This window comes from Arthrobacter alkaliphilus (assembly GCF_021483235.1).
GTDB classification, from domain to species: Bacteria; Actinomycetota; Actinomycetes; order Actinomycetales; family Micrococcaceae; genus Arthrobacter; species Arthrobacter alkaliphilus.
In genome coordinates, this window is record NZ_JAKEEC010000026.1 from 1 (window position 1) to 24,979 (window position 24,979).

26 protein-coding genes are annotated in these 24,979 nt (G+C 65.5%); 15 read left to right on the top strand and 11 right to left on the bottom strand.

All coding sequences use genetic code 11. The features are described 5' to 3' along the window. Positions 1–1,666 (bottom strand): ATP-dependent Clp protease ATP-binding subunit (locus tag L0B83_RS15820; protein ID WP_234759513.1); only part of this gene is annotated, 1,666 nt, incomplete at its 3' end. Between the two features lie 129 nt (positions 1,667–1,795). On the opposite strand from L0B83_RS15820, the gene L0B83_RS15825 reads away from it, so the two are divergent. The 5 genes from L0B83_RS15825 to L0B83_RS15845 all read left to right on the top strand — a co-directional run bounded on the left by L0B83_RS15825 (position 1,796) and on the right by L0B83_RS15845 (position 6,340). Beyond that, entirely contained in the window at positions 1,796–2,260 is a 465-nt protein-coding gene (locus L0B83_RS15825; protein WP_234759514.1) for a GatB/YqeY domain-containing protein, read from the top strand. A gap of 28 nt (positions 2,261–2,288) precedes the next feature. Next, positions 2,289–3,152 (top strand): HNH endonuclease, encoded by an 864-nt coding sequence (locus L0B83_RS15830; protein ID WP_234759515.1) that lies wholly within the window; start codon positions 2,289–2,291, stop codon positions 3,150–3,152. Positions 3,153–3,347: 195 nt separating this feature from the next. Beyond that, on the top strand, positions 3,348–3,704 hold the full coding sequence (locus L0B83_RS15835; RefSeq protein ID WP_234759516.1) for a YegP family protein: 357 nt from the start codon (positions 3,348–3,350) through the stop codon (positions 3,702–3,704). A gap of 18 nt (positions 3,705–3,722) precedes the next feature. After that, on the top strand, positions 3,723–5,315 hold the full coding sequence (locus L0B83_RS15840; RefSeq protein ID WP_234759517.1) for an AMP-binding protein: 1,593 nt from the start codon (positions 3,723–3,725) through the stop codon (positions 5,313–5,315). A 53-nt stretch (positions 5,316–5,368) separates the two neighbouring features. Then, positions 5,369–6,340: a magnesium transporter CorA family protein gene (locus tag L0B83_RS15845; RefSeq protein ID WP_234759518.1), complete on the top strand. Its 972-nt coding sequence runs from the start codon at positions 5,369–5,371 to the stop codon at positions 6,338–6,340. 26 nt (positions 6,341–6,366) lie between these two features. On the opposite strand, the gene L0B83_RS15850 is transcribed toward L0B83_RS15845, so the two are convergent. Beyond that, positions 6,367–8,025 (bottom strand): phosphodiester glycosidase family protein, encoded by a 1,659-nt coding sequence (locus L0B83_RS15850; protein ID WP_234759519.1) that lies wholly within the window; start codon positions 8,023–8,025, stop codon positions 6,367–6,369. A gap of 160 nt (positions 8,026–8,185) precedes the next feature. Between L0B83_RS15850 and L0B83_RS15855 the strand changes: the two genes are divergently transcribed. Further along, positions 8,186–8,770 (top strand): histidine phosphatase family protein, encoded by a 585-nt coding sequence (locus tag L0B83_RS15855; RefSeq protein ID WP_234759520.1) that lies wholly within the window; start codon positions 8,186–8,188, stop codon positions 8,768–8,770. Positions 8,771–8,816: 46 nt separating this feature from the next. Here the strand turns inward: L0B83_RS15855 and L0B83_RS15860 are convergent, their stop codons facing one another. Further along, positions 8,817–9,932, bottom strand: a complete 1,116-nt coding sequence (locus tag L0B83_RS15860; RefSeq protein WP_234759521.1) for an AI-2E family transporter — start codon at positions 9,930–9,932, stop codon at positions 8,817–8,819. A gap of 124 nt (positions 9,933–10,056) precedes the next feature. Further along, on the bottom strand, positions 10,057–10,956 hold the full coding sequence (locus tag L0B83_RS15865) for a diacylglycerol/lipid kinase family protein (protein ID WP_234759522.1): 900 nt from the start codon (positions 10,954–10,956) through the stop codon (positions 10,057–10,059). A gap of 297 nt (positions 10,957–11,253) precedes the next feature. Here L0B83_RS15865 and L0B83_RS15870 point away from each other — a divergent pair, with 297 nt between their 5' ends. Beyond that, positions 11,254–12,135 (top strand): transglycosylase domain-containing protein, encoded by an 882-nt coding sequence (locus L0B83_RS15870; protein ID WP_234759523.1) that lies wholly within the window; start codon positions 11,254–11,256, stop codon positions 12,133–12,135. A 281-nt stretch (positions 12,136–12,416) separates the two neighbouring features. Here the strand turns inward: L0B83_RS15870 and L0B83_RS15875 are convergent, their stop codons facing one another. Continuing rightward, positions 12,417–13,448 (bottom strand): aldo/keto reductase, encoded by a 1,032-nt coding sequence (locus L0B83_RS15875; protein ID WP_234759572.1) that lies wholly within the window; start codon positions 13,446–13,448, stop codon positions 12,417–12,419. An 8-nt stretch (positions 13,449–13,456) separates the two neighbouring features. Continuing rightward, positions 13,457–14,329 (bottom strand): NAD-dependent epimerase/dehydratase family protein, encoded by an 873-nt coding sequence (locus L0B83_RS15880; RefSeq protein WP_234759524.1) that lies wholly within the window; start codon positions 14,327–14,329, stop codon positions 13,457–13,459. 187 nt (positions 14,330–14,516) lie between these two features. On the opposite strand from L0B83_RS15880, the gene L0B83_RS15885 reads away from it, so the two are divergent. Beyond that, the gene (locus L0B83_RS15885; protein WP_234759525.1) at positions 14,517–15,101 is read left to right on the top strand and encodes an HhH-GPD-type base excision DNA repair protein; all 585 of its coding nucleotides are present in this window, start codon (positions 14,517–14,519) and stop codon (positions 15,099–15,101) included. Between the two features lie 22 nt (positions 15,102–15,123). Here the strand turns inward: L0B83_RS15885 and L0B83_RS15890 are convergent, their stop codons facing one another. Then, on the bottom strand, positions 15,124–15,513 hold the full coding sequence (locus L0B83_RS15890; RefSeq protein WP_234759573.1) for a heavy metal-responsive transcriptional regulator: 390 nt from the start codon (positions 15,511–15,513) through the stop codon (positions 15,124–15,126). 66 nt (positions 15,514–15,579) lie between these two features. Then, positions 15,580–15,906, bottom strand: coding sequence for a thioredoxin family protein (locus L0B83_RS15895; protein WP_234759526.1), 327 nt, complete (start codon positions 15,904–15,906; stop codon positions 15,580–15,582). A gap of 608 nt (positions 15,907–16,514) precedes the next feature. On the opposite strand from L0B83_RS15895, the gene L0B83_RS15900 reads away from it, so the two are divergent. Next, positions 16,515–16,787, top strand: a complete 273-nt coding sequence (locus L0B83_RS15900; protein WP_234759527.1) for a hypothetical protein — start codon at positions 16,515–16,517, stop codon at positions 16,785–16,787. Positions 16,788–16,827: 40 nt separating this feature from the next. Here L0B83_RS15900 and L0B83_RS15905 read toward each other — a convergent pair whose 3' ends face one another. Next, positions 16,828–17,463, bottom strand: a complete 636-nt coding sequence (locus tag L0B83_RS15905) for a dihydrofolate reductase family protein (RefSeq protein WP_234759528.1) — start codon at positions 17,461–17,463, stop codon at positions 16,828–16,830. A gap of 180 nt (positions 17,464–17,643) precedes the next feature. Between L0B83_RS15905 and L0B83_RS15910 the strand changes: the two genes are divergently transcribed. From L0B83_RS15910 to L0B83_RS15935, 6 genes are all read left to right on the top strand, one after another. After that, the gene (locus tag L0B83_RS15910) at positions 17,644–18,750 is read left to right on the top strand and encodes a DNA polymerase IV (RefSeq protein WP_443627144.1); all 1,107 of its coding nucleotides are present in this window, start codon (positions 17,644–17,646) and stop codon (positions 18,748–18,750) included. Positions 18,751–18,818: 68 nt separating this feature from the next. After that, complete coding sequence (locus L0B83_RS15915; protein ID WP_234759529.1) at positions 18,819–19,772, top strand: MTAP family purine nucleoside phosphorylase; 954 nt, start codon at positions 18,819–18,821, stop codon at positions 19,770–19,772. Then, a complete protein-coding gene (locus tag L0B83_RS15920; RefSeq protein ID WP_234759530.1) occupies positions 19,769–20,833 on the top strand; it encodes an NAD-dependent epimerase/dehydratase family protein in 1,065 nt (354 codons plus the stop codon). The genes L0B83_RS15915 and L0B83_RS15920 overlap by 4 nt, the downstream gene beginning before the upstream one ends. 78 nt (positions 20,834–20,911) lie before the next feature. Next, positions 20,912–21,673 carry a glycosyltransferase family 2 protein gene (locus tag L0B83_RS15925; protein WP_308194007.1) on the top strand — a complete coding sequence of 254 codons (762 nt, stop codon included), beginning with the start codon at positions 20,912–20,914 and terminating at the stop codon, positions 21,671–21,673. Beyond that, a complete protein-coding gene (locus tag L0B83_RS15930; RefSeq protein ID WP_234759531.1) occupies positions 21,670–22,380 on the top strand; it encodes a TIGR04282 family arsenosugar biosynthesis glycosyltransferase in 711 nt (236 codons plus the stop codon). Before L0B83_RS15925 ends, L0B83_RS15930 begins: the two co-directional genes overlap by 4 nt. Beyond that, a complete protein-coding gene (locus tag L0B83_RS15935) occupies positions 22,377–23,171 on the top strand; it encodes a methyltransferase domain-containing protein (protein ID WP_234759532.1) in 795 nt (264 codons plus the stop codon). Before L0B83_RS15930 ends, L0B83_RS15935 begins: the two co-directional genes overlap by 4 nt. On the opposite strand, the gene L0B83_RS15940 is transcribed toward L0B83_RS15935, so the two are convergent. Together L0B83_RS15940 and L0B83_RS15945 are read right to left on the bottom strand one after the other, a co-directional pair. Beyond that, positions 23,122–23,664, bottom strand: a complete 543-nt coding sequence (locus L0B83_RS15940) for a hypothetical protein (protein WP_234759533.1) — start codon at positions 23,662–23,664, stop codon at positions 23,122–23,124. The two genes, L0B83_RS15935 and L0B83_RS15940, sit on opposite strands and share 50 nt — an antisense overlap. After that, on the bottom strand, positions 23,664–24,881 hold the full coding sequence (locus tag L0B83_RS15945) for a molybdopterin-dependent oxidoreductase (RefSeq protein WP_234759534.1): 1,218 nt from the start codon (positions 24,879–24,881) through the stop codon (positions 23,664–23,666). The genes L0B83_RS15940 and L0B83_RS15945 overlap by 1 nt, the downstream gene beginning before the upstream one ends. Positions 24,882–24,979 lie beyond the last annotated feature (98 nt).

Consider the following 24,979-nt stretch of genomic DNA (forward strand, 5'->3'; position numbering starts at 1 on the left):
CGCCGGTGGGGCCGGCGAAGATGAACGAGCCACCCGGACGCCTGGGGTCCTTCAGGCCAGCACGCGTGCGGCGGATCGCACGCGAAACCGAGTTGATCGCCTCGTTCTGCCCAATAACGCGCTTGTGCAGCTCCTCCTCCATCTTGAGGAGGCGGCTGGACTCTTCCTCGGTGAGCTTGAAGACCGGAATGCCGGTGGAATTCGCGAGAACCTCGGCAATCAGTTCCTCGTCGACCTCGGAGTGGCCGCCGGCGCCGCCGGACTTCCACCTGAGCTCCCTTTCCCGGCGCTCTGCGACAAGTTTTTGCTCTTGCATGCGCAGCGAAGCGGCGCCTTCGAAGTCCTGGGCGTCGATGGCCGATTCCTTCTCCATTTTGACTTCGGCAATGCGTGCATCCATCGCCTTGAGCTCCGGCGGACGGGTCATGCGGCGGATGCGAAGGCGTGCGCCGGCTTCATCGATCAGGTCGATCGCCTTGTCCGGCAGGAACCGGTCCGAAACGTAGCGCTCCGAAAGGCTCGCCGCGGCCGCAAGCGCGCCATCGGTGATGGTCACCCGGTGGTGCGCCTCGTAACGGTCACGCAGGCCCTTGAGGATCTCTACAGTGAGGGCCACCGACGGTTCCGGGACCTGGATCGGCTGGAAACGGCGCTCCAGCGCGGCATCCTTCTCAATGTGCTTGCGGTACTCATCCAAAGTGGTGGCCCCGATGGTCTGGAGTTCACCACGCGCCAGCAAAGGCTTGAGGATGGACGCGGCATCGATGGCACCCTCTGCGGCCCCGGCACCCACGAGCGTGTGGATTTCGTCGATGAAGAGGATGATGTCCCCGCGGGTCCGGATTTCCTTCAGAACCTTCTTCAGGCGCTCTTCGAAGTCGCCACGGTAACGGGAACCCGCCACTACGGAGCCCAGATCGAGTGTATAGAGCTGTTTGTCCTTCAGGCTCTCCGGCACGTCTCCACGGACAATCGCCTGGGCAAGGCCTTCGACGACGGCCGTCTTGCCGACGCCGGGCTCGCCGATCAGCACCGGGTTGTTCTTGGTGCGGCGGGAGAGGACCTGCATGACGCGTTCCATCTCCAGCTCGCGTCCGATCACGGGATCAAGCTTGTTTTCCCGCGCCGCCTGGGTCAGGTTGCGGCCGAACTGGTCCAGCACCACCGAACCGGCGGGAGCAACCTCGGCCTGGCTAGGTCCTGCGACCCTTCCAGTCGGGTCCTTGCCCTCATAGCCGGAGAGCAGCTGGATGACCTGCTGGCGGACCCGGCCGAGGTCGGCGCCGAGCTTGACCAGGACCTGGGCGGCAACGCCTTCACCCTCGCGGATGAGGCCGAGCAGGATGTGCTCCGTACCGATGTAGTTGTGGCCAAGCTGCAGGGCTTCCCGGAGCGCGAGCTCAAGCACCTTCTTGGCGCGCGGAGTGAAGGGGATGTGGCCGGACGGGGCCTGCCTGCCCTGGCCGATGATCTCCTGCACCTGTTCGCGGACGCCGTCGAGCGAAATGCTCATCGACTCCAGAGCCTTCGCCGCAACCCCCTCACCCTCCTGGATCAGTCCCAAGAGGATGTGCTCGGTACCGATGTAGTTATGGTTGAGCATGCGTGCCTCTTCCTGGGCAAGCACAACAACGCGACGGGCACGGTCCGTAAATCTCTCAAACATTTCGCCACACTCCTGGCAGCCGCCTACCTTGATGCTACGTCGCGGACGGCCTTCTTGGGGGATCGCCGGAGGCAGAATTTTGGATAACCGTGAAGAATGAAAACCACCACTAAGTAGACGGGAATGACCATGAGCACCCTGAAGCAACGCCTGCACGCCGACGTCGTGGTCCATATGAAGGACCGCAACAAAACCGCGCTCACGACGGTCCGCAACGTCCTGGGCGAAATCGAGACGCGTGAGAAATCAGGAAAGACACCCGTCGAACTGGACGACACCCAGGTGACGGCCTTGCTGCAGAAGGAAGCCGCCAAGCGCAGGGACACTGCACGCATTTACACGGAGGCCGGTGAAGCCGATCGCGCTGCGTCGGAAATCGCCGAAGCAGAGGTCATCGAGGCATACCTGCCAGCAATGCTCACCCCCGCCGAAGTCGAGGAAATCGTCGACGAGGCAATCGCTGCGTTAAGGGCCAGTGGCCAGGAACCCACGATCAAGCAGATGGGAGCCGTGATGAAGCCTGTCACCGCGAAAGTCTCCGGCCGGTTCGACGGCAAGGCCGTCAGCGAAATAGTCCGGGCCCGGCTCGCATAGATTCACGGCCAACCAAGGAGGAGCAGCCATGGCAGCCATCATCCTCGGATGGAATCCACGGCTTTGGAACGACTGGAACTACGACGCTGTGATCGAGCAAGTCGCCGAAACCGGTCAATTCCTGGAACGCTGGGACATCGGGCAACACCGGAAGGTCCAGCCAGGCAACCACGCCTGGCTTCTCCTGCAAGGCCGAGGCGCCCACGGGCGCGGGCTGATCGGACACGGCGTCGTCATGTCCGAAAGTTATGAAGCGCCGCAACGCAACCGGCCGAACGAAAACGCGCGGTACGTGAGCGTGGCCTTCGACGCCCTGCTCCCCCTCGGCGGCCAGATTCCTCCGGGCGTCCTCACCAGCGAAGTGCCGGACGTGGCCTGGAATACCCTCCGCGGTTCGGGAAGATCCATCCCGTCAGAGTCGGAACGTGCTCTCCAACGGGTGTGGCGCGGACACGGGCCGGCAGCGTCCGATGCGTGCCCAACCGTTCCGGGGACCTACCCGGAAGGGGCGGTCAGCCGGATTGACGCGAACCGCTACGAGCAGAGTCCTGAAGCCCGCCGCATCTGCCTCGCTTTCCACGGAACGTCCTGCGCCGTGTGCACCTTCAACTTCGAAGTGCGCTACGGGGACATCGGCAAAGACTTCATCCACGTCCACCACGTGGTTCCCGTTTCACAACTTGGCAGTGACTACCGGCTGGACCCGATAGCGGACCTCGTCCCGCTCTGCGCCAACTGCCACGCCATGGCGCACCGGGGCGTAGCCGTCCCTCGAACCGTGGCGGAACTGCGGCGGGCCATCGCCGAGGCGGGACACTTGCCGGGCCAGCTTGTGGACGACAGGGCACTGGCGGCCCAGGACGCCGCACACCGGATCCTCGAGCAACGGTGACCGAAGGGCCGTCCTTTGCACTAGCCAGCCACGGTTCTTGCCCGTAGTTTGGTTAACTACACCGTGTGCCGAGCACCACGCACTGTGAGTCAGAGATCCACTTGCCGGAGGAACGGCCGGGGCGCAACGTCGCGTCCCGGGTCCCGGTAAGACCTACCGGGCGTCACGCGCCGCCCGCTGTTCAGGAGGATGCGCATGACCGGGACGTTTGAACTCTACATCGACGAGGACAAGAGCTTCAGATTCAGGCTCAAGGCGCCGGACGGAACGGTAGTGGCTGTCTCCAAGTCCTTTCCTGACAAGCGCGCCGCGGTGTGCGGCATCAGTGATGTCCGCGAATATGCAGGAATGGGCCTGATCTCGGATTTATGCCCCGAAGTCCCGTTGCGCGCACCGGCAACCACCACTTCGGTCCCGGTTGCGCGGCAGGCCAGTCCTGTTGCGATGCCGCCGCTTCCCGCCCCGACACGGCACCACGGCCCCCTTCCCCCACGCGAGCGGACGCGTCCTTGGCATACTCCGGCCCTGATCGACCATCCTGCATCGGTCTGACGCGCTGAAGGAGCCGCAATGTTCACCAGTCCCTACGCGGATGTCGAGATCCCCGAAGTCACCATTTATGAGTATCTTTTCGGCGGCCTGGGCGGCGAGGACCTTGACCGGACAGCACTCGTGGACGGCATGACCGGCGCGGAAATGACTTACCGGGAACTCGTCAGCCGGATCGACGCCACGGCGGGCTGGCTCTCTGACCGCGGGGCCGGTCCGGGGACCACCGCGGGCCTTTTCTGTCCCAACGTTCCGGCTTTCGCCGTCGTGTTCCACGGCATCCTCCGGGCTGGCGCCGCCGTCACCACAGTCAACGCGCTGTACACCGCTGATGAAGCCGGCGCCCAGCTCAGGGACGCCGGCGCTTCCTGGCTCTTCACCTTTTCGCCGTTCCTGGAGCGTGCGGAGGCCGCGGCCCTGGCCGCGGGGATCCCGGCGGAGCGCCTCGTGGTCATCGGCGGGGACGAGTCCGCTTCGGCCGCAGGGCATCCCTCGCTCGCTGACATTATTGAAGCCGGCCTGCCCGCGCCGACGCTGAGCGTCGATCCGCACGCCGCCGCCGTCGTGCCCTACTCCTCGGGCACCAGCGGCACGCCGAAGGGCGTCCTGTTGAGCCAGCACAACCTCGTGGCGAACGTGGCACAGTCCAGTGCCTTTTTCCGGGTGACTCCCGACGACGTGCTGCTCGCTGTCCTGCCTTTCTTCCACATCTACGGCCTCACTGTGCTGCTCAACCTGGCCCTCGGCGAGCGGGCCAGGCTTGTCACGATGCCGAAGTTCGACCTCGCGGAGTTCCTCCGCATCACCCAGGACCACCGCTGCACCTACCTCTTCATCGCTCCGCCGATCGCGGTCGCATTGGCGAAGCATCCGCTGGTGGACCAATACGATCTTTCGTCCGTCCGCGCAGTTCTTTCGGGAGCAGCGCCGCTCGACGGCGAGTTGGGGCACGCGGTCGCGAACAGGCTCGGGTGCGCCATGCTCCAAGGCTATGGAATGACCGAACTGAGTCCCGTATCCCACGCCATCCCGCGTGACGGAGCCGAGCGTGTCCCCCTCGACTCGGTGGGTTACACCGTCCCCAACACCGAATGCAAGCTCCTCGACCCGGCCACGGACGAAGAAATCGAGATTCCGGCCGTCGGACAAAGTGCCCCGGGCCAGCTCCTCGTCCGCGGTCCGCAAGTCATGCTCGGCTACTTGAACAGGCCCGACGCAACGGCCGCGACGATTGATCCGGATGGCTTCCTCCGCACCGGCGACATCGCGACCGTCACGGCAGACGGCGTCGTGACCATCGTCGACCGGCTCAAAGAGCTCATCAAGTACAAGGGCTACCAGATCGCGCCCGCAGAGCTCGAGGCGCTCCTGCTCTCCCACCCCCTGATCGCCGACGCCGCGGTCATCGGCATCCATACGGACGACGGCGAAGAGGCACCGAAGGCGTTCGTCGTCCCGCAGGCGGGGGCTGAGCTCAAGGACGCAGACGTCACGGAGTTCGTTGCCGAACGGGTGGCGCCCTTCAAGCGCGTGCGCTCGGTCGAGTTCGTCGATGTGATTCCCAAGTCGGCGTCGGGCAAGATCCTCCGGCGGGAGCTCCGCGCGAGGGCCTGATCCGTACTCCGCCGTCCGGGAAGCACGGACCCGCGTCCAGTAGCATGGGCCAAATGGTGTTCATACGGCTATACCGCGAAGGCAAACTCGAACGCGACGACGTCCAGGCCCACGAGATCGAAGCCCTGGCCCGCCAGGACGACGCGGTGCTGTGGATCGACTACACGGACCCGACGGCGGATGACCTGCTCGGCGTCGAAACGGTGTACGGGCTTCATCGCCTCGCCGTCGAAGACGCCGTCCACGACTTTCAACGGCCCAAACTGGACCGGTACCCGAACCATCTGTTCCTTTCGGCCTACCAAGCGGTGCTGCAGCCGGGCACCGGGGAACTGGCCGTCGCAGAAATCTCGGCATTCGTGACCCACAACGCCTTGGTGACCGTGCACGGGCCGGAGTTCGATACGGACAAGCTGACGGCGCACTGGGACGCGGAAACCGACCTCGCCCAACACGGGGTGCCCTTCCTCTTCTGGGGGCTCCTGGACATGATCGTCGACGGGCATTTCGACGCCGTCCAGGAACTCGATGGCTACATCGATGCGATCGAAGAATCGCTTTTTGACGACCACTCCCCCGACCATGATCTCCAGCGCAAGACCTTCGAACTCCGCAAGAACCTCGTACGGCTCCGCCGCGTGGTCCTGCCCATGCGTGAAGTGCTCAACACCCTCCTCCGGAGGGACGACCTGGTGGGCTGCAGCGCCGCGATGCAGCCCTTCCTCCAGGACGTCTACGACCATGTTCTGCGTGCCACGGAATGGACTGAATCCCTTCGTGACTTGGTCACCACCATCCTGGAGACCCACATCAGCATCCAGGGGAACCAGATGAACCTGGTCATGAAGAAGGTCACCAGCTGGGCTGCGATCATCGCCGTCCCCACAGCCGTAACCGGCTTCTTCGGGCAGAACGTGCCCTTCTTCGGCTTCCAGAACGATTACGGCCTTTGGTTGTCCTGCGCACTCATGGCCGGCGGTTCGATCTTCTTGTACCTCGCGTTCAAGAAGCGGGACTGGATCTAGCTGGTTCCCCCGGAAGGCCTATCCTCCTACTGATCGTCCTTGCGGCCCGGAAGCACCAGGAGGGCGTCTCCTACGGCGCGTTCTGCACCTCCCGATGGAGTGTTCTGGACCTTTCCGTCAGCAACGGCCGTTGTTGAGCCGCCGCCGTCGAGGTTCATGGCCTGAACCATGCCGAGGGACACGGCGACGTCGGCCTCTTCCTTCAGGCTCAGCCCCAGCGAGGCAGTCGAGCGTCCGTCCGCCGTGACCAGCATGGTCCTGCCTTGGGCATCGGTTCCGGCGAAGGTACGGGGGTTCCGCTTGTGGACCCAGCCGTAGTAGAAGCTGTTCCCGTCGTTGGGGTGCACCATGCCGTCATGCCGGGCGGTGACGTCCTCGCTGCCGTCCTTGACCAACAACGGCCCGCCGTTGACCACGCTCGTCGCCTTGTTGGTGTGCAGGGGCTTGCCGTCCTGGCCGAGCAGCCCGGCGTCGATCTTCAGTTTCGCGCCAACGGGAGCAAGGGCGCGAAGCCGGGCGACGTCCTTACCTGTCGCCTGAATGGTGTGTCCGCCGGCGGGAACGGCGGCGCCACGGGACTCGGCGACGGAAGTAACGGTGTCATGGCTATCCACCATGACTTCAAGGCCCGGGCCGGCAGGCGTGGCCGGCCCGAACTCCGGAGTGAAGGTGACGAGCTCATTGGCGTTCGTGCACGTGACGTCCTGGAGCGGGCCCGAGGTGGGCAGGTCGTTGGCGCCTCCGCAGTTCCGGATCAGGCCGGGGACCCGGTCGATGCCGTCCAAGGGGGCTTCTCCTGCTGACGAGCCGATTTTCCCTGACCAGGTCAGCCGTTCGATGCTGCTGGCGTTCTTCTTTCCGTCAATGACGAAGGCAGGACGGTCGGCCACGGGTTCGCTGAGTACCTTGCCTCCATACACCCCGACGCCGGCGGGGTCACCCTCAGCCCCGGCTTTGGGGTCGAAGACGAAGAACCCTGCGTTCACGGCGGCGATGGCGTGGGCGGCCGATGCCAGCTGGCTGGTGGTCTCCCGCTTCTCCAGGTCGGGGCCGAATGACGCGGCGAGCTGGCCTTCGTACTTGCCGGGGTCGATGGTGACAACATCCAGGTTCCACGGTCCGCGCGTCTTGGCGATGGTATCGGAGTCGCCGTCCCAACCCGTATAGATGACCGAGGAGGCAAAACCCGCGGTCTTGATCTTCGCGACGACGGAGGCGCCGTCGGCCTGCGCGGCAAAGTGGCCGGCGCGGACCCGGAAGCCCAGATCGCCTCCTGCGTCGGCAAGCTGCGGCGACTGGACGTGTTCGACGCGGGCATCGACGCCGGCGGCCTTGAGCTTGTCGGCTGTGCGCTGGGCAGTTGCCTGGCCGGAGAGCGCCGACTTCGGGGCGTCCGGATCCGGCGAATCAGAGGGAATCGCCACTTCGGCCGTCCAGAAGAGCGAGGAGTCGGCACCGCCCCTGCTGATCTTGGTCAACGTGACCCCGGGGGCGAGGGTTGTCACGGTGCGGTTCTCAGGGAGGTCAGCGGCGCCAAGGTTGAGGTGGGCTGCCTGGTCCGTGCCGTCGTCGTGGGTCTTGGCAGGGTCGGCATGGGTGGGACCCACCGGGCTCAGGATCGCTGAAAAGACGGTGAGAACGATTCCGCCGGTGAGGGCACCGCGGTGTTTAAGGGAGGCTTTCATGCCTCCACGGTATTAGGGCCGGGCGGTGCCCCAGGCCGGTTTTCCGGCTGCGCGACGCTTGTTGACCGAACCTTCATGCCGCGTTCACTTACACGATGGCCGCGGTCCGAGGCATGGGCAGTGGCTTCCCCCGGGATCGGTTCAAGGCAGAATGGAGGGCATGCCCCTCACTACCTTCGCCCTTGTCCGGCACGGACAGACAGACTGGAATGCCGCTCGCCGGCTGCAAGGATCCACCGACATTCCGCTGAACGACGTCGGCCGCGGCCAGGCGCGCGACGCCGTCGGCGTCCTGTCCGCCTACGAGTGGGACGTCGTCGTTTCGTCGCCGCTGAGCCGGGCCGCGGAGACCGCGGGGCTGATCGCCGCAGGGCTGGGACTCAACGTGGAGAGGCTGGTGCCGGAGCTCACTGAGCGCAGCTTTGGACCTGCCGAGGGCCTGCAGGCCGGGCCTGAATTGGAAGCGCTCCGCGTTCCCGGTGGTTTCCGCGGCGCGGAAAGCGAGGACGAGGCAGCCTCCCGGGGCCTGGCCGCGCTGGAAGCGCTCGCTGAGGAGTTCAGCGGCCGCCGCGTCCTGGTTGTTGCCCACGGAACGCTCCTCCGCGTGAGCCTAAGCCGCGCAATCGGCCGCGCCCTGCCAAGCATCGACAACGCCGTACTCAACCTTGCCAGCCATCATCCCGTGGACGGCTGGCAGCTCGAATTCCTCAATGGTGAACGCGTCATGGATGCCGTTCCGAGCTGAGCAGGCCGTTTAGGCCTCGTGTTGGTTAGGCCTCGTTAGGCACAGTTCAAGCGACGGTTCCACCGGCGGGCTCGCCAACCGCGGACGCCGTGTCGCCGCGCCCGGTCCATGTCTTGAAGGCCGTCCAGGCAACAGCGGCCGTGGGTACAGCCAGCAACGCACCGATTATCCCGGCGAGCATCGTACCGATGGCCAAGGCCAGCAAAATTGCCAGACCGTGGATGCTCAGGACCTTACCCATCAAAAAGGGCTGGAGAAGGTGGTGCTCAAGCTGGTTGGAGGCCACGAGGACAGCAGTGACGATGAGTGCTGTCACGGGACCGTTCGAGATCAGCGCGACACCCACGGCGAGGGTACCTGCCGCGGTGGAACCGATGATGGGAATGAACCCGCCGATGAACACGAACACGCCCAGCGGCAGCGCTAGCGGGACACCGAGGAACGCCAGGCTGGTCCCGATGATCGCACCGTTTACCGCTGCGATCAGGGCAGTCCCCCGGACATAGCCACCCAGCACCGCGGCACTGCGCTCCGCCGCGAGGTGGGCCTTTCCGCGGTGAGCCGCCGGAAGGAAACCGAAGAGGAAAGTCCTGATCTTCTCGCCGTCTTTGAGGAAGAAGAACAAGATCACCACCATCAGAACCAGGCCGGCCAAGATCTCACCCACTGTACGGGCGCCGGTCAGCGCCTCCGCGCCGAAGCTGCTGCTCGTGAAGAAGTGTTCGATGGAACCGGCCACGGACCGGAGCTGCTCGTCGCTGACCCTGAACGGTCCGTTGTTCAGGAATTCGTGCAATTGCTCGATGCCGGAAGTGAATTTCACGACCAGCTCTTTGGATTGCGCCCTGATAAGAAAAACGATTCCCGTGATGACTCCGCCGAAGACTGCGAGGATTCCCACGAAAGACGCTGCGACGGCGAGCGCCCGGGGCCAGCGGTGGACAGTCAGCCAACGGACAAGGGGCGAAATCGCAGCGGCGAGGATGAGCGCGATTGAGACGGGGATCATGACGAGCGGAACGCGGGTCAAGGCCCACAGGATCAACGAGGCTAGGGTGATGACCAAGAGGATCTGGCCGGAGCGGATCCCTGCCCGGCCAAGGCCGTCGGACCACATCGCTGACATCGCGGGCTTGTTCGGCGAATTGTTGCTTTCAGTCATTGGATTCCTTCGTGGTGGCCGTCCCCCAGTCCGGGGCGTCGCGCTGCGCGGATGCATCAGATCCTGCTGCGACGTCCCCTGAGTCAATCAGCATGCCCTATGGCAGGCAAGGTGCCACGCCTTCCTAGCCCAGGGTGGACAGGGCCCCCGGTGCACACTCAATCCGGACCACGGTATCGGCATCAACTGATTTCACTTCACCGTCGATCTGGTAGCTCAGGGGTTTGAGGGTAGTGAAGGAGTAGCTGCGCACAGAGGGCTGGTCCCCCAGCCCTCTGGTAACTGCCCGCATCGCCGTCAAGAGGATCCGCCACTTTGGGCTGTGGGGAACGAGGACCACTTCGAATTTGCCGTCTGCGGGCTTGTCGTCCGCGTCGCTGAGGGTCGCATATTTGGCCATCTCCGGGATGTTGGCCAGGACGAGGCTGTCGAAGCGGCGGCGCTTGCCGTCGGCTTGGCGTATTTCGAAGGGCTTGAACTTCGAGAAAGTCCGCATCACGGAGACCAGTTCCTTCAGCGCACCTTTGCTGCCCTTTTCCAGGTCAATAGCCACGATGGGCGTCAGCCCGAAGCCGACATACGAGTGCGCGTACTCTCCAGGTGCATTCGATCCGTTTCCGGTGTGTACACGCAGCAGGTCGATGCGCCGCACCCGGCCCTCGGCAATCGCTTCCCCAAGCGGCTGGGTGCGTGTGCTCCGCCGGTGATCGTTGGCATTGCCCGCTCCCAGCACCGCGCACACCGCGTTGGGGTTGCCTCCCTGCATGACGCCGTTGACAACCTCGTTGTATCCGCCGTCACCACTTACGGAAACCACCAAAACATCCCCGCCACCGCTCACGGCGTCCCGTGCCAGCTCGACGGCATGGCCGGCGCGGGCGGTCGGTTGGAGCCTGATCTCGGCCGGGTAGCCGAGACCATCCTGCAGCTCGTCGTGGAGTCCCTTGGCCAGCCTGGGTGCATCCCCGGTGCTGTTGGGATTGAAGATGATGACGATCGTTTCAAAGGTCCGTGCAGAAGTCATTGCTGCTCCGATTCGCTCATGATGACTTCGGTAAGTGTACTGACAATCTTCGGCCGCACCGGAACGACCGGGGCCCGGGCCGGTGGCCTGGACAGAGCAACCAGCAAGGCCCGGTAGACTTTCGTGCCATCCTCTACCCCTTTCCCGGGGCAACCGCGCGGGACGAGAAGCGAAGGCAGACCGATGGACACTCCAACACGACCGATATTCCCTCGGCGCGCGCCGCGGGTCGTCAGCTATCCGGTGCCTGTCCCCGCGGAGCCGGACGGAGCGCCGCAAGACCGGGGGAAGAGATATGTGACCGAGCCGGGCCGGGCCGAGCCGCCGGTTCCGCCGGCCGGAAAGAAAGCCAAGCGATCCAAACGCAGGTGGCGCCGCAAGCTCCTCCTGGCGCTGATCGCCCCGCTCGTCCTGGTCCAAATCGTCGCCTTCATGTTCAGCATGGGCGTCACCCCGCCACGCACCGCCTACATGCTGGAAGCCGGTGAGCCCAACGTCTACCAGTTCGTCTCGATCAACCACATGAGCCGGCACTTACTGGCTGCGACTATCGCCCATGAGGACGAACAGCTCGGCACGCGCAGCGGAGCCTTCGACGTCGGCGACCTCCAGGCCAGGGCTCAGGCCTACTTCGAAGGAAAGCCGGACCCGAGCGGCTCCACCATCCCCCAGCAGCTGGTCAAGAACATCTTCCTTTGGGACGACCAAAACGCCGTCCGCAAGGGAATTGAAGCTGTCCTGGCTACCCAGTTCAGCTACACGCTGAGCCCTCAGCGCACCTTGGAGCTCTACCTGAACTATGCCCAGTTCGGCCCCCACCTCTACGGGGTCTGCGCCGCCAGTTGGTACTACTTCGGAACACCACCCTGGAACCTGTCCGATTATCAGTCGGCCCAGCTGATGGGCGTCCTTCCGCTGCCTGATCTGGTCAGGCGGGACCCTCACGGCGGGATCTTCCTCGGCGCCGGCGTCGACCCCGCCGTGTGGAACCTGGTGAACGGCGCCGCGAACGTTTGGGTCCCCCGGCAGCTCGTCGGGCTGGGCGGATGGCAGGGAGCCGTCGGGACGGTCGGCATCACAGATACTGCCGACAATCATGCGGACCAGCGCTCCGACAGCGACGCCTGTTCAACGATGCCCCAGAGCGTGAAGGACAGGATCCAGAGCGAGACCCGCTAGGTTACCGGCCGGCGTCGAACCCGGGTCATTCGCGCGGCGCAGGCAAGTCCAGGTTCCAGTGGCGCGAGACCATCAGCAGCCAGCCGTCGTCGTGCCCAGCGCCCGGAGGTCCCGGCGTGATGAAAAAACGGGACACGACGCGCTGCGAGCCCTCGGCGTCTCCGTAGAGGACATCGACAGTGAAGCCGTCTGCGGCCGCTCCCGCAGTGGCACATTCAACGCCTGTCCCGCGCCACCGGCAATCGACTTCGGGCGTGCAGCGCCGAATCCGGTGCCCGGCGTTAGCGGCCGCCCTCGATCTTCCGGCTGCGCTGGTTCTGTGCCATCGGACCATATGGATAGACGCCGAGCTGCGGTTGGCTTGCTTCCGTGAGCCGGTCCGTTTCCGCCGGGCTGAGCTCCAGGTCCGCCGCGGCCAGGTTGTCCGCCAACTGCTCCGTGGTGCGGGCGCCGAGGATCACAGAGGTCACGGCAGGCCGGTCAGCCAACCATGCCAGCGCAACTTGGGAAGCACTGACGCCATGATCCGCGGCGATTTTTTCCACTGTCCCGATGACGTCCCACGTGCGGGGGTTATCGTTGCGGGCCTTCCACGCTTCCATGCCGCGTTCCGGGTTTTCGCCCAGGCGTGTGGCACCGGTCGGCGGGACATCCCGCTTGTACTTTCCGGAGAGCCAGCCGCCGCCCAAGGGAGACCACGGCAACAACCCGATGCCGGCGTCCAGGGAAGCCGGAACGATTTCCGATTCGATTTCACGGACCAGCAGACTGTATTGGGGCTGCAACGTCACCGGCGCGCTCCAGCCAAAGGCTTTGGCCACGTGGACGGCTTTGGTCAGCTGCCAACCCAGGAAGTTGGAAAAGCCGTAATAGGCGATCTTGCCGTTGCTCACCGAGTCGTGCAGGAAACGCAGCGTCTCCTCCAAGGGTGTGATCGGGTCCCAGGCGTGCATTTGGTACAGGTCGATCTGTTCAACGCCCAAGCGACGCAGCGAATCGTCCAAGGCCCGGGTGAGGTGGCGGCGCGACGTGCCGACGTCGTTCGGCGCCGTCCCCATGGGGAAGCGGCCCTTGGTGGCGAGCACAACCCGGTCCCGCGCCTCGGGCCGGTCGGCCAGCCAGCCACCGACGATCTCCTCCGATACGCCGGCGCTGTAAACGTCGGCGGTGTCAATGAAGTTGCCGCCGGCCTCGACGTAGCTGTCCAGGATGGCGCGGGACGTTTCCTCGGTGGCCTCGGCCCCGAATGTCATGGTTCCGAGCGCGTAGTTCGAAACAACCGCGCCGCTGTTGCCCAAAGTCCTGTATTGCATCATGTTCCTCAATCCTCGACGGGGGTGGTTCGGTTCGAATGGTAGGTGCGCCACGTGTGTTCGGGCTCGAAGCCCAGCAATCGCTTGGCCTTGTCGATGGAGAGCATGGTCTCGTGCTCTCCCAGTTCCTTCGTGATCTTCACGTCGGGGAAGACCTCCGCAGCAAGGCTGGCGCTGGAGCGGCTCATGACGGTGTCCGCGTTCGCGATGATAAATGCTTCGAATCCGGGCTTGCCGTTTTCAAGTGCCCGCGCCACCGCCTGCGCACCGTCCCGGCCGTCGATGTAACCCCACAGGTTCCACTTGCGCAGCCGGGCGTCGGAGTCGAAGGATGGAAACCGTTCGTAGTCTTCCGGATCCATGACATTGGAGAACCGAAGCCCCACGATGCTGAGCTCAGGGTCCCAGCGCGTCAGCTCGATGGCCATCTGTTCCTCGAGATGCTTTACGAGGGAATAGGTGCTTTCCGGCCGCGCACGGTATTCCTCATCCACCGGGATGTAGGGCGGGTCGACGTCGAACGGCAGACCCAGCACCGTCTCGCTTGAGGCGTAGACAACCATCTTGATGCCGGCCCGTCGGGCCGCCTGGAACACGTTGTACGTCGAAAGCATGTTGTTATGGAACGTCGCAACGTCCGGGACGATGCCAGGTGCCGGGATCGCCCCGAGATGCACGACGGCGTCGAAGCCACTGTGCCGGTCGTCCAGCCCCAGGAACACATCCAGGACCTGGCCATAGTCGCGCAGGTCGACGATCGCGAGACCCGGGCTCCTTTCGCCCGCGCGGTCCAGGTTCAACACCTGATGCCCGTCCGCGTTCAACCGGCGGACCACGTGCCGGCCCAGTTTTCCGGTTCCACCCGTCACTGCGATTCTCATCGTTACTCCCTCGATTCAGCTCTGCGCTCTCCGACCGACACTAGGCCAAAACCGGCGCCGGCGGGTGGCCCTCCTGGTCCTAGGAATGCCAGACACCCGCTGCCACGCACTGAGATCCACGGTGCTGCACCCGCGGGGTTTGCCGCTTGACCGACCTTTTCGGCAACGCAAGTGGGAGGATGGGCGCATGGAACTGCACATTACCGGCGACCCGGCCGCCGACCACTTGCTCAGCGACAACGCCTTCGCGCTTCTCATCGGCATGTTGCTGGACCAGCAGGTCACCATGGAGTCTGCCTTTGCCGGGCCCGAAAAGATCCGCACCCGCATCGGAACCATGTCTCCTGCCGCAATCGCCGAGTACGACCCGGCCGGCTTCGTCGAGGTGTTCAAGGAACGTCCGTCCGTCCACCGTTTCCCCGGCTCGATGGCGAGCCGCGTCCAGGACCTGGCCGCAGTTGTCCAGCGCGATTGGGACGGAGACGCAACGGCGATCTGGACCCGGGATGACCCCGACGGCCAGGAAGTGCTCCGCAGGTTGAAAAACCTGCCCGGCTTTGGGGAGCAAAAGGCCAAGATCTTCCTGGCACTGCTCGGCAAGCAGCGCGGACTCCAGGCACCCGGTTGGCGTGAGGCCGCGGGCGCCTACGGCCAGGAGAACGCGTTCCTTTCTGTTGCCGACATCGTGGATCCGGAATCACTGGGAAAAGTGCGCGCCAACAAACAAGCCGCCAAGGCCGCCATCAAAGCAGCGAAGGCGTCCGGGAGCTGAGAACAGCGCGGCGGGGCGGGAGTCAGATGTAGCTGCAGATCCGGGCGGCGTCGCAAGCTGCCGGGTCCGCAACAGCCACTACGGCATGGTAGTCGGCGACGGTGGCCCGCAAGGCGACGAGTTCGGCGATCTGCGCGTCGAGGTCTGCCAACTGGTTGGCCAGAAGGTCGCGCACCTGGGTGCAAGGCGCCTGGCCCGCATCCCGAAGAAGCAGGATCTCCTTGATTTGTGCCAAGGCGAGTCCTGCGGCGCGGCCGCGGCGAATGAAGTCGAGCCTGCTGATCGTTTCGCTCGTGTAATCCCGGTATCCGTTGGCAGTCCGCTTTGGGGCCGGCAGCAACCCATGCGCTTCGTAGAACCTCAAGGCCTTACTCGTCATACCCGCCGCCTGGGCGGCTTCACCGATTCGCACCATGTACCCCGTCTCCCCATTGACCCTCCCACTGTAGGGCAAGGCGCTGAGGGGATGAAGCAGGGCCTAGCGCAAATATTCGGCGAATTCCGTCTCGAAGTACCGCTTCGCCCCGGCGCCGATCACCGAGATTCTTGGCTCGCCGTCCTTGAACAGGTACACCGACGGAACGGAGCTGATCCCGAAGGCAGCGGCGGTTTCCGGATTCTCATCGACATTGACTTTTACGACGTCGATTTTGTCGGCATGGTCGGCCGCGAGCTGTTCCAGGACCGGATTGAGCCTGGCCCAGGGTCCGGACCAATTCGCCCAGAATGCCACGACGACGGGTTTGGCTGACTTCAGCACCTCGGCGTCGAAGGACGCGTCAGTGACTTCCTTGTTGTTTGCCATGCTTTTCACCTTCGCACCTTCCCCTAAGGGAAAAGTCAAAGGGCCGAATCCTCTGGTGGCGGGTAGCCCGGCCGGACTGGCGACTTCCGTGAAAAGCCATCAAGCTAGTACCGGGGGAACCGAGGGAAGGTACAGTCCCCGCACAGGAAGGCCCCGAAATTCCTACCCCAAAAAGACCGCCCACTCCATGGCTCCGCACGTACCTCAAGAGCGGCAACGCTGTCCGCGCGGACGCCAAAGGCCTTGGCGTCCTCAAACCTGTCGAACCGGCCGCCCGTCGCGAGGGTAAACCCCTCCTCGGCGCAGACCAGGTCTACGTGATGAAGAACGGCGAGGAGTACCACCCCGCGTGGTGCCAGGTCGTCGCCGACAAGTGGAACAGCGCCCCCAGGGGGCTTCTGGTAACCCGTTTGGCCGACGTGGGAATGCGCACCAGGTGCCCTGAATGCGATCGATACCTGAAATCAGCGACTGGTTCCCGCCCAAAGGAACACGACAAAGAACCCGGGCCTACGCGACAGGGTGAAACCGTTATCCCTCTCCGGGTGGTCGGTTTCTCCCATGGAGTCCTGTTCTTGGCTGCGGGCCCGAAATACCAGCATCTACTCATGCAGACCGCCGTTGAGCGGGCCACCCCGCTGCTCGTCGATGGACTTCGGCACGGAGTGCTCCTCCGGGTGGACGCCTCCCGCCAGGAGCCCCTCCTGGTGATCCAGATGGATCCGCGCGTCAAATTCCGGAGTGGTGCTTACCAAGTGCGCTTGCGTCGCCCGCTGCGGCGTTCGGCTGCCAAACCCTATGCCGTTGACTCCATTGAGCCGGCAGCCCGGGCCAGGCATGCGGCGCCGCACCCGCCGGACGTGGACGACGTCGAAAGTTGAGTGTGGCACCCTTCCGGATTGACATACTCCATTTCCCTGCTCACAACGGACCGGCGCCTGGGACGCCCTTGAGCACGGTGGGGACATACTCGAGCAGCTGGAGCCGGCCATCGAAGGTCTTGCTTTCCACCATCTCGAGTGCGACGTCCGGATAGCCGTCGTAAATCCGCTCCTGTCCAGTCCTTCCCGTGATCACCGGGAAAACGACCAACCGGAACCTGTCCACAAGTCCCGCCGTCAGCAACGACCGGCACAAGCTCAGGCTCCCGAGAGTGCTCAAGGTCCCGGTCCTGGTCCGCTTCATCCCGGCCACGGCATGGACCGCGTCCCCGGTGACGAGCTCCGAGTTCGGCCACGACAGGGGCGCCTGCAGCGTGGACGAGAAGACCACCTTGGGTACTGCAGCCAGGCCCGTCAGCGCAGCCCCCTCATCTTCGGAGAATCCCGAGCCTTGGGCCTCGGCCTCCTCCGACATCCGGGACATCAGACGGTAGGTGTTGGCCCCGAGAAGGAGGGTGTAGCCCTTCTTGCCCTCCTGCTGAAGCCAAGCCAAGTATTCCGGCCCCTCCAGGCCCCACCAGCCAGGCCATCCGCGCGCCGAGGCATACCCGTCCAGGGAAATGATCAGATCGACCATGAGGTCCGCTGATGGCCCGTCCGCAGGTGTCTCGCCCATGACCTTCTCCTCGAGTTTGATCGACGTCGGTCCCCGGCCCTCGGGCAAGGGCAGCCGGGATCCCGTGGCCGCAATGCTAGCCCCGGGCAGGAATTGACACAACGGCGAGCCGCATCCGGCGAATCCCCAGCTTTCGCACGGCCTCTTGCCTTCCCGCAACGCTCGCCGAAAAATGGGCGTGTGGGAACCATCGGGGTGGACTCAAGCCGCGGCGCGGGCGGAATCCCGTGGGTGCTGCATGTTGATCTCGACCAGTTCATCGCAGCGGTCGAAGTGCTCCGCCGGCCGGAGCTTGCGGGCAAGCCGATCATTGTCGGCGGTCGAGGAGACCCCACGGAACGGGCTGTCGTGTCCACTGCGTCCTACGAGGCCAGGGCCTACGGCGTGGGTTCCGGCATGCCCCTGCGCGTTGCGGCCCGGAAAGTGCCGGACGCCGTCATACTGCCCGTCGATCATGAGGCCTACTTGGCGGCGTCCGAAACGGTCATGGATACCCTCCGCTCCCGGCCCGGCGCCACGGTGCAGGTGCTGGGTTGGGATGAAGCCTTCGTAGGCGTCCAGACGGATGACCCTGAAGCCTACGCCCGGCTGGTACAGGCCGCTGTCCTGGAACGAACGCGGCTGCATTGCAGTGTGGGCATCGGCGACACCTTGGTCCGCGCCAAGGTCGCCACCGGGTTCGGCAAGCCCGCCGGTGTCTTCCGCCTCACCGCCGCGAACTGGCTCGACGTCATGGGCGGCCGCCCTACCAAGGAACTGTGGGGCGTCGGCCCCAGGGTATCGGGCCGGCTGGCCAAGCTCGGCATCAACACGGTGGCCGAACTTGCGGCGTCCGATCCCCGGGACTTGGTCCCGGAGTTCGGCCCCAAGATGGGTCCGTGGTACGCGCAGCTCGGACGCGGCGACGGCGCGAGCGTTGTGGACGAAACGCCGTGGGTTGCCCGCGGACATAGCCGGGAGACCACCTTCCAGCACGACCTGAGTGATCCGCTCGAGGTGGAGGATGCGGTGAGGGAGCTGGCGGCGCGTGTCCTTGAGGATGTTGCGGCCGAAGGCAGGCCCGTCGTCGGCCTGACTTTGAAGGTCCGGTACGCGCCGTTCCTGACCACGACCCAGGGGAGGAAGATTCCGGAGACCTTTGACCCGAACGAAATCCTTGCCAAGGCCCTGGACCTCGCCGCCGGAATCGAGGCAGGCCGTCCGATCCGGCTCCTGGGCCTGCGGGCCGAGATGGCCATGCCCGACGACGCCCGGAAGGGACATACGCCCACGCGCGGCGGCTGGTGACGGCGTCGTTCCGGACACGTAAGGATTCCATCCGGGACGGCACGGGCCGGCATTGGGATGATGGGGTCATGTCAGTGCTCCCGGAACACCAAGCAGAACATCGCGCACGGATTGCGATCATAGGAGGCACCGGGCTTTACAAGCTGCCCGGCGCCGTGGTGCTCGACACGCTGGACATCCCGACGCCGTTCGGGCCGCCCTCCAGTATCGTCACGATCGCCCGGCTCACCGAACCGGACGCCTCCGACGGCGAAGGCGCCGCAGGGGAAAGCGCCGTGGTCGCCTTCCTGAGCCGGCACGGACGCGGGCACAATGTTGCCCCGCAGCAGATCAACTACCGCGCCAACCTGTGGGCCCTGAAGAGCCTGGGAGTAGAAGCCGTTATTTCCTCCGCGGCTGTGGGCGGACTGGTTTCCAGCCACGGAACCGGTACTTTTGCCGTGCCGGATCAGCTGCTGGACAGGACCTGGGGACGGGCCGACACCTTCTACGACGGTTCGCTGCCCACGGGGGTTCAGCACCTGCCGGCCCCCGAGCCCTTCAGCACCCCGTTGCGGGCGGCACTTGTCGCGGCCTTGGAACGCCGTGGCGAAGCCTTCAGCGGGGCGGGCACGGTGGCAGTCATCAATGGTCCGAGGTTCTCCACCAAGGCCGAGTCGGCGGCCCTGGTTCAAGCCGGGGCGCACCTGATCAGCATGACCCAGTACCCGGAACCGATGCTGGCAGCGGAGTTGAACATGCACTTCGCCGCACTGGCGTTCGTCACCGACGCCGACACCGGGCACGACGGCTCCGAGCCCGTGACCGCCGAACTGGTGCTGGGCCGCCTGGCGGCGGCGCAGCCCCGGATCCTCGCGGTGTTGGCCGACGCGGTGCGGACAGCGTCCGCGGGGCTGGCCCGCGCTGAGCCGGGGGACGACGACGGGCAGTGGCGGATGGCGCTCATGCCGGCGGCAGCGGTGTCGACCGTGATGGGCGCGTCCGGTGCTGTCCGTCCCGCCACGGAACGGACAGGACCGTGAGGATTCTGGTCACCGGCGGGGCCGGCTTCATAGGCAGCCATGTCGTCGAAGCCGCCGTGGCACGGGGCTGGGAGGTCCGGATCCTGGATTCACTGGATCCGGCGGTGCACCCTCATCGCCCGCCGGAAATTCCGGGCGTGCCCATCCTGGCGGGCGACGTCGCAGACCCGGCCGCCGTGGCGGAAGCGCTCGCGGGAGTCGACGTCGTCGTCCACCAGAGCGCCAAAGTGGGCCTCGGTGTGGACTTCTTCGACGCGCCTGACTACGTCCGCAACAATGATCTGGCGACAGCCGTGCTTCTCGCAGGCATGGCAGCTACAGGGGTCGACAAGCTGGTCCTCGCTTCCTCCATGGTGGTCTACGGTGAGGGCGCCTACACCAACTCGGCCGGCGCCCCGGTGCGCCCCGGTCCTCGTCGGGTCGAGGACCTGGAACGCGGAATCTTCGACCCCCGGGATCCTGCCACCGGCGAGTTGCTGCTGCCCGCGCTGGTCGGCGAAGGCGCGCCCATGGATCCGCGCAACGTTTATGCCGCCTCCAAAGTGGCCCAGGAGAACCTCGCTGCGGCGTGGGCGCGCTCAACCCGGGGCACCGCCGTCGCCCTCCGGTATCACAACGTCTACGGCCCGCGGATGCCCAAGAACACCCCCTATGCGGGCGTGGCCAGCCTGTTCCGCTCCGCCCTGGCCCGGGGAGAGGCAGTCCGGGTGTTCGAGGACGGGGGCCAACGCCGCAGTTTCGTCCACGTCGCGGACGTCGCCGACGCGAATTTGTTGGCCATTGACGCGGTGCTGGGCGGCCGGATCGCATCAGGCAGCCTCAGGGCGTACAACATCGGCGCTTCGGAGGTCCACACCGTGGGACAGATGGCGGCGATCCTAAGTTCTGCGTGCGGGGGGCCCGACCCTGTGGTCACCGGAGAGTTCCGCCTAGGCGATGTCAGACACATCACCGCCAGCTCGGCACGGGCCCGGGACGAGCTGGGTTGGGTGCCCAGCCATGGTTTTGCGGACGGAATGCGGGAGTTCGCCGCCGCACCGCTACGCGGCGATCAGGGCTAGGCGGCCGGAGGGCAAACGTCCCGGTTCCGTAAGGAATTCCGCCTGTCGCGCCGGACCTGTGGATCCTACGGTCAAAGGGTGGAGAAACAACAAAGCGACGACCGTCCGCCCGCCGCACTCGTGGATGTGGTGCTGCCGTGCCTCAACGAACGTTCGGCCCTTCCCAAGGTACTGGGAGCTTTGCCGCCCGGATACCGCGCGATCGTCGTGGACAACGGATCAACCGACGGCTCCGGCGCCCTGGCCGCCAGTCTGGGGGCCCGTGTCGTCAACGAACCTAGGCGCGGGTTTGGCGCGGCAGCCCATGCCGGACTGCTCGCGGCCAGCGCGGAGTTCGTGGCCTTCTGCGATTGCGACGGTTCATTGGACCCCGCCCAGCTGGCGCCGATGATTGAGCTCGTGCGTGCTGGCCATGCCGATCTGGTGTTGGGTGCCCGGCGTCCTGCCCGCGGAGCGTGGCCGCTCCACGCCCGTCTGGCGAACCTGGCCCTCAGCCGGCGGTTGCGCAGGCTGACGGGTGTCCCTGTCACTGACCTCGGCCCACTCCGCGTGGCCCGGCGCGGCGCACTCCTCGGCCTGGACCTCAGGGACCGACGCAGCGGCTACCCGCTGGAAATGTTCCTCAAAGCGCACCGGGACGGTTGGCGCATCACGGAGGTCCCGGTGGACTATGCTCCGCGCCTAGGGAAGTCCAAGGTCACGGGGACCATCCGCGGAACCGTCACGGCACTCATCGACATGGGAACCCAGCTGGCAGCCGGGTCCAGCCGGCTTCCGGTGGCGAAGAGCGGGCCGGAAGCCGAGCGGCCGCCAGCCGATGCCCAAGGAGCGACGCCGTGAACCTCACCATTGCCGTCATTGCCAAGGAATGCCGCCCCGGCAGGGTCAAGACGCGTCTCAATCCCCCGCTCACCCCCGGGCAGGCAGCTGCTTTGGCCCAGACCTGCCTGAGCCAGACGCTGGAAACCGTGCGGTCCCTTCCCGCGCGCAGGCGATTGCTCGTGTTCGACGGCACGCCGCGTCCCGCGGACGCGTCCGGTTTTGAGGTATCCGACCAAGGGGCCGGTGGCCTGGACGAGCGGCTGGCGGCAATCTGTTCGCTCACTGCAGGACCCTTGCTGATTCTGGGCATGGACACGCCCCAGCTATGCCGGGAGCACCTGGCCCCGCTGCTGTCGGACTGGGCGAGCCCCGGATCAGTGCCGCGCCGCGGGGCGTGGTTCGGCCCGGCGTCGGACGGCGGTTTCTGGGCGTTGGGCCTGTACCGGCCCGACGGCGGCCTGCTCCGAGGGGTGGGCATGTCCACCCCTCAGACCGGAGCGCAGCAACTGGCCCGGCTGGCCGGCGCCGGCCTGGACGTGGGGCTTTTGCCGGTGCTGAGCGATGTGGACTACTTTGCCGATGCGATGGCCGCGGCGCGGGAATGCAGCGGAACCCGGTTTGCCCTCGCAGTGGAGCGCCTGAGCGCGGGAGTGCCGGAGGCGGGGATGCCACCCGGGCTGGTGCCCTCCCCGGCCGCGCCCACTGCACGGAGTTCGGTGCGATGAGCATCGAGGCAGTCCCCATGGGTCCCCACCCCCGGTCAGATGTTCTTGTTGCGGGCGCCCGCACGGGTGCCCTGTTTCGACGGGGCCGTTTTGGACAGGGCTCTTTTCGACAGGGCGGCTTTTTTGGACAGGGCTATTTTGGACAGGGCGGCTCCGAGCCCTACGCCCGTAACCTGTCCCGCGGCCTGGGGCGCCTGACATTACGCCCCGAATCGGAGTTGCAGGAGTCCATCGGGCCGGTCCACTTCAACACGATCGGCTGGTCCGGGCCCGCCACAGCAGGCGAACGGGAACTGCTTCGCACCCTCCGTGGTCCCGTTCTCGACGTGGGTTGTGGCCCGGGCCGGATGCTGGCGGCCGCGCGCGAACTGGGACTGGCGTCGATGGGGATCGATTCAAGCCCGGCCGCGGTGAAACTGGTCGCCGAACGTGGCGGTGCGGCCATCCTTGGCTCCATCTTCGACTCCGTCCCGCACGAGCGGGGCTGGGGTTCAGCCTTGTTGCTGGATGGCAACATCGGCATCGGCGGAAACATCCGGGTGCTCTTGGAACGGGTTGCCTCATTGCTGGCACCGGAAGGCCAAGTGTTGGCGGAGGCCGAACCCGCGGATCTCCTCGATGTGGCCTATTCGGCGGTACTGGAGGATTCAGACGGACGTGCCAGCGCGGCCTTTCCGTGGGCCCGGGCCGGTGCGAAGGCGCTCGCCTTCCACGCCGAGCGGGCTGGGCTGGATGCCGTGGCTACCCGGACCGTTCAGGGCCGGGTCTTTCTGACTTTGGAACGGCGCTGACCTTGGAACGGCGGCCGAACAGTCCGACGGCGGCAACAACAACCGCCGCGGCCGCCACGAGGACCAGCCAGAAAACCCCCAGGGCCAGCGCATAATCGCCCTGCAATACCGTGCCGTTGGCGCCGCTGCCCGGCCCGCTTGGCTCGAGGACTTGCTGGGCGCGAATCAGCGGGGCCGCCACCAGCGTCACCAAGGCTCCCACCAAAAGGGCCCCGCGCACGACCCCCTGCAGACCAGGGCCAAGCCCGTACGTCAATCTCGACAACCCGCCGCCGGCCAACGTTGTCAACGGAACCAACACGCCGTCGTGCACCAACAAGGCCACGGCAAGCCAGGCCACCACACCGATCAGCTGCACAGGCGGCACATTGGCCAGGAACCCGAAGAGGGCATAGCCGAGGGCCGCCAGTCCCAGTGCGCCCAAGGTTGCACGCACCCACCAGACAGTCTTGCGTTGACCGGAACCCGACGGGCCCACCCAGTGCAAGCGCATCAGATCACCTCCACTTTGTGGACCCATTTGGTCTGCAGGACTCCGGGACGGCCGGGGGCGATGATCCGTGCCGGATAACCGTGGTCCAGGTCCAGGGGTTTGCCGTTGAGTTCCAGTGCCAGCAATGTCTGCTCGTCCTGGCTGTACGCCGCGGGCATGAAGGAGCGCCCGTAGACTCCGCCTTTCTCCATGCTGGAAATCTGCAACTCGGCATCAGCCGGTGCGCCCACTGTTGCCATCAGGTCCCTGATCCGGACACCGCGCCATTGGGCTCCTTGGCTCCAGCCTTCCACGCAGGCGATGGGCAGTCCGTAACTGTACTGCGGAAGGGCCGCGAGCTGTGGCAGAGTGAACGTCTTCTGCACGGTTCCCGAGGAAACGGTCAGCACCCACTCGGAGGCGAGCGCAGCGTCCGCCACGCCGGCTTGGGCGGCGGTCCTGTTGATGGGGACGGCCTGCGGGCCGGTATCCATTCGGCGCGGCGCGAAAACGTTCAGGCCCGACAACCAGGCGAAGGACTGGCCCGCCGTGGTCAAGACGACGACGCCGGTGCCGGCGGTGATTGCCGCCAGAAACCCCCTGCGGCTCCAATTGTGCCCTCTTCCGGCCTTCGTGGGCGCCGGAACCGTTGCGCTGTCCGGCACTCCCCCGTCCGTGTCCGCGGCTATAGCGGCCTCGTCCGATCGACGGCTCCAATGGGCCAGGATGAGGGGCATCTTGACGGCGATGTGAAGCGCCAAGGATCCGATGATGACCCAGGCGAGCCAATAGTGCACATCCCTGAACGAAAACGGCCAGGGGTACCACTGGAAGGTGTTGAGCAAGCCGATGGTGACTTCCACCAGCGAAGATGCCACAAAGAGCGCGATCGAGGCCCGTTCCAGGCCGTGCACCACGGATTTGAGCGGCGGCCAGCGCAAGAGTTCGGGATACACCGACCAGAGTTTGGCTACCAGGAGCGGAATGGAAGCGATCCCCGTGGTGACATGGATGCCCTGCGTTGCCACGTACAGCCACACGGGACGGGTGAGAAAAAGCATCCAGCCCGGCGGATCCTGCAGAAGGTGGCTGAACAGCCCGGTCAAGAAGCACACCGTGAAAGCAAGGCCGAGCCAACGGCCCAGCACCACCGTCAGCCGCCTGCTACGCAAAGGCGAGGAGAACCGTCCATTCACCGCTTCCATCCGCTGCTGGAGGAAAGAGGTCAATCTGTCCATACCCTGATCACACCACCAACACCCGCCCGTCGTCCCGGTCCAGACCTTACGAAAGACAAACGGTCCCATCGATCGATGGCCCACCGCCCTGCAAGTGG